The sequence below is a fragment of the Nonomuraea sp. NPDC005692 genome, assembly GCF_040631115.1.
In the GTDB taxonomy this organism is placed as follows: domain Bacteria; phylum Actinomycetota; class Actinomycetes; order Streptosporangiales; family Streptosporangiaceae; genus Nonomuraea.
The window spans coordinates 44060-50601 of the sequence record NZ_JBEXYU010000054.1 but is presented as its reverse complement, the minus strand read 5'-3'; the positions used below and the strand labels follow the sequence as shown (position 1 = coordinate 50601).

Annotated in this window: 6 protein-coding genes; 1 reads left to right on the top strand and 5 read right to left on the bottom strand. The window is 73.0% G+C overall.

The genetic code is table 11. The annotated features are described in order from the left end of the window. Positions 1 to 89: 89 nt before the first annotated feature. The 4 genes from ABZ459_RS50525 to ABZ459_RS50510 form a co-directional block, all read right to left on the bottom strand. Positions 90 to 1481: an MBL fold metallo-hydrolase gene (locus ABZ459_RS50525; RefSeq protein ID WP_357987998.1), complete on the bottom strand. Its 1392-nt coding sequence runs from the start codon at positions 1479 to 1481 to the stop codon at positions 90 to 92. 149 nt (positions 1482 to 1630) lie between these two features. Beyond that, positions 1631 to 1900 (bottom strand): metal-sensitive transcriptional regulator, encoded by a 270-nt coding sequence (locus ABZ459_RS50520; RefSeq protein WP_357987995.1) that lies wholly within the window; start codon positions 1898 to 1900, stop codon positions 1631 to 1633. Between the two features lie 86 nt (positions 1901 to 1986). Next, complete coding sequence (locus ABZ459_RS50515) at positions 1987 to 2715, bottom strand: hypothetical protein (protein ID WP_357987992.1); 729 nt, start codon at positions 2713 to 2715, stop codon at positions 1987 to 1989. Continuing rightward, on the bottom strand, positions 2702 to 3214 hold the full coding sequence (locus tag ABZ459_RS50510) for a SigE family RNA polymerase sigma factor (protein WP_357987989.1): 513 nt from the start codon (positions 3212 to 3214) through the stop codon (positions 2702 to 2704). Before ABZ459_RS50510 ends, ABZ459_RS50515 begins: the two co-directional genes overlap by 14 nt. A gap of 115 nt (positions 3215 to 3329) precedes the next feature. On the opposite strand from ABZ459_RS50510, the gene ABZ459_RS50505 reads away from it, so the two are divergent. Further along, positions 3330 to 4229, top strand: coding sequence for a hypothetical protein (locus ABZ459_RS50505; RefSeq protein ID WP_357987986.1), 900 nt, complete (start codon positions 3330 to 3332; stop codon positions 4227 to 4229). A 60-nt stretch (positions 4230 to 4289) separates the two neighbouring features. On the opposite strand, the gene ABZ459_RS50500 is transcribed toward ABZ459_RS50505, so the two are convergent. Then, positions 4290 to 6527 (bottom strand): Orn/Lys/Arg decarboxylase N-terminal domain-containing protein, encoded by a 2238-nt coding sequence (locus tag ABZ459_RS50500; protein WP_357987983.1) that lies wholly within the window; start codon positions 6525 to 6527, stop codon positions 4290 to 4292. Positions 6528 to 6542: the final 15 nt, after the last annotated feature.

The window sequence follows — 6542 nt, the reverse complement described above, 5'->3', positions numbered from 1 at the left end:
AGGACTCGAAGTCCGGTCGACGAGAGTGCTCACTCACCAGCGGCTACCAGGCACCGAGTCTGCCAGCGAGGCCGACCCGGTAGGTCCCATTAGTCGTCGGTGATGGTCAGGCCCGCCTCGGCGGCCGCGGCGTAGGCGTCGTCGATGTGCACCACGCGGCGTCCGGCGCGGGCGAGCAGGCTGGTGGCGGCGGCTGCCCGGTAGCCGGAGCCGCAGTGCGTCCACACCGTGCCGGCCGGGACGTCGGCCAGGCGGTGCGGCAGGTCGGGCAGCGGGATGTGGGTGGCGCCCGCGACGTGGCCGGCCCGCCATTCGTTGGTCATGCGCACGTCCAGCACGACGTCCGGGGCGGGCAGGTGCGCGGGCGCGCGCCCGGCGCGGACGGCGGCCAGGTCGGCGAACGTGGCCACCGCCAGCTCGCCCAGCCGGTCGTCGTCGCCGCCGGCCCATCCGCCGGGGTCGCCGGTCGCGGCGGCGGCCGGGCGGTCGACGCCGATGCGGGCCAGTTCGCGCTGGGCGGCGGCGACCTGCCCGGCGTCCTCGCCCAGCAGGGTGATCGGCGCGCCCCAGGGAGCCATCCAGGCGAGCCAGGTGGACATGGGGCCGTCGAGGCCGAAGCTGAGGGTGCCGGTCAGGTGGCGGCTGGCGAACGCCTTGCGGGAGCGTAGGTCCACCACCCATTCCCCGGCCGCGATCCGCTTCCTGAGCTCCTCGGGGTCGGCGGTCCTTACGGGGGTGAGGTCGATCGGGCCGCCGCCCGCGGAGTTGCGCGGGCCCATGTGGGCGTAGTAGGCGGGGTAGGCGTCGAGACCGGCGAGGGTCTGGGCGACGAAGTCGTCGGCCTCCAGGCGCAGCGCCGGGTTGGCCTGCCGCTCGCGGCCGATCGTGGAGGCCGGGGCGTCGGCCTGCGTCGCCGAGCAGAAGCTGCCGAAGCCGTGGGTGGGCCACACGTGGGCGCCGTCGGGCAGCAGGTCGGCCAGGCGGTGCGCCGAGGTGTGCTGGCGGTGGGCCAGGTCGTGGGCGTGCTCGGCGCCGAGCAGGTCGGTGCGGCCGGTGGTGCCGAAGAGCAGGGAGCCGCCGGTGAAGACGCCCTCGGGGCCGTCCGGGCCGGTCAGGATGTACGACAGGTGGTGGAAGGTGTGGCCGGGCGTGGCCACCGCCTGGACGCTCATGGCGTCGGACAGCGTGACCTCGTCGCCGTCGGAGATCGGCCGGCGGTCGAACCGCACGCTCTCGTCGGCGGCGACCAGGTAGGCGGCGCCGGTCACCCGGGCCAGGGCCAGGCCGCCCGAGACGTAGTCGTTGTGCAGGTGGGTCTCGGCCACGTGGGTGATGCGCACGCCGAGCCGTCCGGCCAGGGCGAGGATCCGGTCGATGTCCCGCTGCGGGTCGACGACCAGGGCGACCTGCCCGTCGTGGGCGAGGTAGCTGCGGTCGCCCAGGGAAGAGGTCTCCACCACCTCGATGTGGATCGTGCTCATCTTCTTCGCCGCCTTCGTGTCGTTCGCGGTCGGTTTCCGGTCGGGGACGGTCCTACCCACTGATACCCAGGGGGGTATAGGGGAGGCAAAAAGACGGGCATACTCCGGCGTACGTGTTCAGTCGTCGCCTTCGGATGCCCGTGGGGAGTTCAGGACAGGGCCAGGAACAACTTCTCCAGCCGCTCCGGCGTGATGGGGGGCTCCTCGCCGCGCTCGCGCGCCGCCTGGCACTGTTGCAGGCCGGTGGAGATGATTTTGAAGCCGGCCCGGTCCAGGGCCTTGGACACCGCCGCGAGCTGGGTCAGCACCCGCTCGCAGTCGTCGCCGTTCTCGATCATGGCGATCACCCCGCCGAGCTGGCCGTGGGCCCGCTTGAGCCGGGTGAGCGCCTCGGCCAGGACGGCCGCGTTCATGTCCATTCGCTCCACCTCCATCGCCAATATACCCCCCGAGGTATTGTGCCGCGCACGTCGCGCGCGTCCGGCCGCGATGGAGGCGGAGGCGGTCACGGGTTGGGGGTGAGCCCTTCGGCGATCTTCTTCAGCTCGGCGGACACGGCTGCGGCGTCGCGGAACTCCTTGGCGTACACCGGGCTGAACATGATCTCGGCCCACTGCCGGTCGCCCATGCGGAGGAAGAGGGTGGGGGTGCCCTTCATGCCGTCCTCACCGACGTTCTGGACGACCAGGTAGCCGCCGCGGTCGCCGACGGTCACCTCCTCGCCGTCCTCCTCGTCGCGGTAGGCCGCGATCCGGTCGCCGACCTCCTGGACGGCCCCTTCCTCGTACATGTAGATCTGCACCCGGTAGGAGCCCGGGCCGTCGCCCTCGTAGATGTAGGCGGTGGTGTACTTGTCGCCGAAGTCCAGCGACCAGCCTGACCACTTGAGCCGCTCGGGCAGGTATCCCACCTGGACGTGCCCGAACTTCTTCCCGTCGCCCAGGTCGCCGAGGCTCGGCGGTTCCGACGGCTGGGGCGGGGTGTCGTCGATGGCGGGCGGCTCCGGCGTCACGGAGATCGTGACCTGGCCGCCCGTCGCGGTCGTCGTGCTCGCGCCCAGGTACGCCACGGGCGCGGCCACGACCGCCACGGACGCCGACAACGCCGCGATCCGCCCCCTCACCCGCCTGCGCCGGGACCCGCGCACCACCCGTTCCACCAGGTCGGGCGCGGCGTGCAGCCGGGCGGTCTCCTCCGTCATGAGCCGGAGGAGCTCCTCCTCAAGCGTGGGCATTCCTGATCACTCCTTCCACTGTCTCCCGTCCGAGGGCCGAACGGAGTTTGGCCGTCGCCTTCGACGCCTGGCTCTTGACCGTGCCGACCGAGCAACCGAGCACTTCGGCGGTCTGCGCCTCGCTGAGGTCCTCCCAGTACCGCAGGACGATCACCGCCCGCTGCCGGGGCGGCAGGGCGCGCAGCGCGTCCATGAGCACCTGGCGCAGGTCGGTGTCCGTCGCCCGGTCCGGTGTGTCCGGCGGGCTGTGCATCGGGATGATCCTGAGGATCGCCCGGCGGCGGGCCCGGCTGATGGCGGCGTTGACGATGGCGCGGCGCACGTACGGCTCGGGGCTGTCATGGCGGACCCGGTCCCAGTTCCGGTAGGTGCGCTCCAGCGCGGTCTGCAGCAGGTCCTCGGCCTCCGCCTCGTCGCCGCAGGCGAGGTAGGCGACCCGTAGCAGGCTCGTGGCGCGTGCGGCCACGAATGCGCCGAAGTCGTGTTCCGTGGCGCTCACGGCTGTCTGTCCGATTTCACGCTTCCTTATACGCCTGGGCGTCGGCGGCGGTTGCCCGCGGCCGCGAGCGAAGATGGCGGGCAACCCTTCGGGGGGCTCAGGCGTATGGAGGGTCATGACTTCGTATTCATGGACCGCGGCGGCGACCTTCCGCCGCCTGATCGCCATGGGCGCCGGGCTGGCGGTGGGCGCCGCCCTGGGCACACCGGCGCCCGCCGCGGCGGCCCCGCCGGAGGGCGCCTACTGGCACGTCAAGGAGCTGCTCAGCATGCGGCAGCAGGAGCGGTTCGGCACCAGGGCGCACCCGTACTCGCTGGTCAAGAGGCAGATCACGGAACGGTGGACCACCCCCGACGGCAGGGCCTGGTACGCCTACCGCGAACTCGGGACGACGCCGCCGACCCCGGCCGACAAGAAGGCCTGGCAGCGTGACGGCTCACCCGCCAAGTGGAGCGAGTCGGTCGACGGGAAGACCGTGCGGCTGTCCGCCGAGCCGACCAAGGGCCACCTGGGGACGGTGCGGGAGCGCGTGCAGTTCGAGCTGGCCGGGCAGTTGCTGACCTACGACGAGGTCCAGCGCCTGCCCGCCGACCCCGCCCTGCTCAAGGACTGGCTCACCAGGGCCGGCCGGGTCAGCCGCATCCCCGAGAGCGCCCTGCCCGGCTGGGTGGCCGGGACGCTGCCTCAGCTCCTGCACGTCCTGCCCGCGCCGAAGGAGGTCCGCAACGCCGCCTACCAGGCGATGCTCACCATGCCGGGCGTGCGCGCGGACGGCAACGCCAAGGACGAGCTGGGCAGGCCGGGCGCCGTCGTCGTGATCGACACGGTGAACGGGACGGGCGAGACGGCCATGCGGACGAGTGTCCGGCTGATCGTCGACACCGGCAGGATGGTGCTGCTGTCACAGGAGTACACCGGCGGTCGTGGCGGGAAGGGGCCCGGGAAGTCGTCCGTCACGACCCTGGCCGAGGTCGGCTGGACCGACGCCCGGCCCGCCGTACCGGCCCTGCCCTGACGGTCCGGCCCCTGCCCTGAGGGGCCGGCCTCGCGGCTGACGGCACGGCGGGGGCGGTCGTCAGTCGCGGAGGACCTCCACCCAGTAGCGGCCCTCGCCGTCGCGGTGGGCGCCGTGGATGTCGGTGGCCAGGTCGGGGAAGGCCCGGTCGAAGTCCTCCAGGGCGCGCAGGTAGCTCATCAGCGGGCCGTCGGCCGCGCCGGTCGCCTCGCCGGGCATCAGCATGGGGATCCCGGGCGGGGTGACCACCACGGTCGCCGCCACCACCCGCCCGGCCAGCCGGGCCAGCGGGACCCGCTCGGTACGGGAGCGGATCATGGCCTGGTAGACGTCGGCGGGCGTCGCAACGGGCTCGGGCAGCGCGGTGAAGACCTGGTCGAGCAGCGCGCCCACGGCCGAGTCGCGCAGCTCGGCGTGCACCTCGGCGCAGAACGCCCGCAACGACGCCCCGGACGGCCCGAACCCGGGCAGCACGTCCGCCAGCGCCCTGTCGTCGTCGTAGGCGTTCTTGAAGTCGGTGAGCGCGTCGATCAGCGTGCCCCACTTGCCCTTGGTGATGCCCATCGAGAACAGCACCAGCAGCGTGTGGTCGCCGGTCTTCTCCACCACGATGCCGCGCCGCTGCAGGTAGGCGGCCACGACCTTGGCCGGGATGCCCCACTCCAGCGTGCCCCCGGCCGCGTCCGCGCCGGGGCAGGTGATCGTCACCTTGACGGGGTCGAGCAGGGCGTAGTCGTCGCGCATGCCGTCGAAGCCGTGCCAGGCGGCGCCGGGCTCCAGCACCCAGCAGCGCGGCTCCGAGCACAGCAGCGCCGGGTCGGCGTCGGCGAAGGGCACGGCCCGGCCGGTGTGCGGGTCGAGCACCGAGGGCGGCTGCCAGAGGCCGAAGAACCAGCCGGGCCGGCGGCCGTCCTCGCGGATGCGGGCGGCCAGCCGGGTCATCGCCTGCCGGAACCGGACCGCCTCGACGATCGCCTCGCCGGTCAGGAACGAGCCCGAGGGGCCGTCCATCATCGCCGCGGCCACGTCGAGGGAGGCGATCATCGGGTACAGCGGCGAGGTCGAGGCGTGCATCAGGTACGTCTCGTTGAACGCGTCGTAGTCGACCGGCGCCCGCGGCGAGGGCCGGACGTGCAACATCGCCGCCTGCGACAACGCGGCCAGCAGCTTGTGCGTGGACTGCGTGGCGAACACGGTGGGCCGCTCCGGGCCGGGCAGCGTGCGCTCGTCGACCGACATGGCGTACCGGCGGGAGTAGAGCGGGTTGAACCGGCCGTAGGCGAACCACGCCTCGTCGAAGTGCAGCCGCGGCACGGAGGCACCCAGCAGCTCGGCGACCCGGACCGCGTCGTAGCAGACGCCGTCGTAGGTGGAGTTGGTGACGACCGCGTACGCCGGGTCGCCCGCCGCGAGCGGATGGGCGGCCACCCGCGCCCGGACGGCGGACGCCTCCAGCGCGGCGGCCGGGATCGGCCCGGCCAGGCCCAGCCCGTTGCGCTCGGGAACCATGTAGACCGGCCGGGCGCCGCTGATCGCCAGCGCGTGCTGGATCGACTTGTGGCAGTTGCGGTCGACCAGGACGGTGTCGCCGCGGGCGATCGCGTGGTGCCCGACGATGCGGTTGGCGGTGGAGTTGCCGTTGACCACGAAGAACGTGCGCTCGGCGCCGAAGACGCGGGCCGCGTTGTGCTCGGCCTCGCCGATCGGGCCGGTGTGGTCGAGCGGTGAGCCCAGCTCCCCGACGGAGATCGACAGGTCGGTGCGCAGCAGCCGCTCGCCGTAGAAGTCGAAGAACGCCCGGCCCACGGGCGACTTCAGGAACGCCACGCCGCCCGCGTGCGCCGGGGTGTGCCAGGAGTAGGGGTGGTGGTCCTCCAGGTGCAGCAGCGCGCGGAAGAACGGCGGGAGGATCTGGTCGGCGTACTGGTCGGCGGCGTGCGCGATGCGCCCGGCGATGAACTGCGGGGTGTCCTCCAGCGGGAAGACGTAGCCCTGGATGACCTCGTACACCCACAGCGGGAGCTCCTGGTCCTGGGTGATCAGGAAGACCGGCAGGCCGCGGAAGCGCTTGGCCACGGCGGCCAGCAGGTCTTCGGCGCCGGGCGCGTCCCAGGCGGCCAGGATCGCCGTGAGCGAGGCGTCGGACCCGACCACCGCCAGGGCGTCGGCCGTGCGGCGGGTCCAGCGCACCTGCAGGCCGAGCTCGCCCATCTCGGCGCACACCCGGCGGATCTGCTCGGCGAGCGCCGAGTCGGCGTCGGGGTGTTCGGTGACGGCGGCCAGAACCGTTCGCTCCATACGGCACTCCGTGGT

Coding starts and splice junctions, on each gene's coding strand:
- ABZ459_RS50525 (WP_357987998.1), bottom strand. CDS start 1,481: ATGAGCACGATCCACATCGAGGTGGTGGAGACCTCTTCCCTGGGCGAC.
- ABZ459_RS50515 (WP_357987992.1), bottom strand. CDS start 2,715: ATGCCCACGCTTGAGGAGGAGCTCCTCCGGCTCATGACGGAGGAGACC.
- ABZ459_RS50500 (WP_357987983.1), bottom strand. CDS start 6,527: ATGGAGCGAACGGTTCTGGCCGCCGTCACCGAACACCCCGACGCCGAC.
- ABZ459_RS50520 (WP_357987995.1), bottom strand. CDS start 1,900: ATGGACATGAACGCGGCCGTCCTGGCCGAGGCGCTCACCCGGCTCAAG.
- ABZ459_RS50505 (WP_357987986.1), top strand. CDS start 3,330: ATGACTTCGTATTCATGGACCGCGGCGGCGACCTTCCGCCGCCTGATC.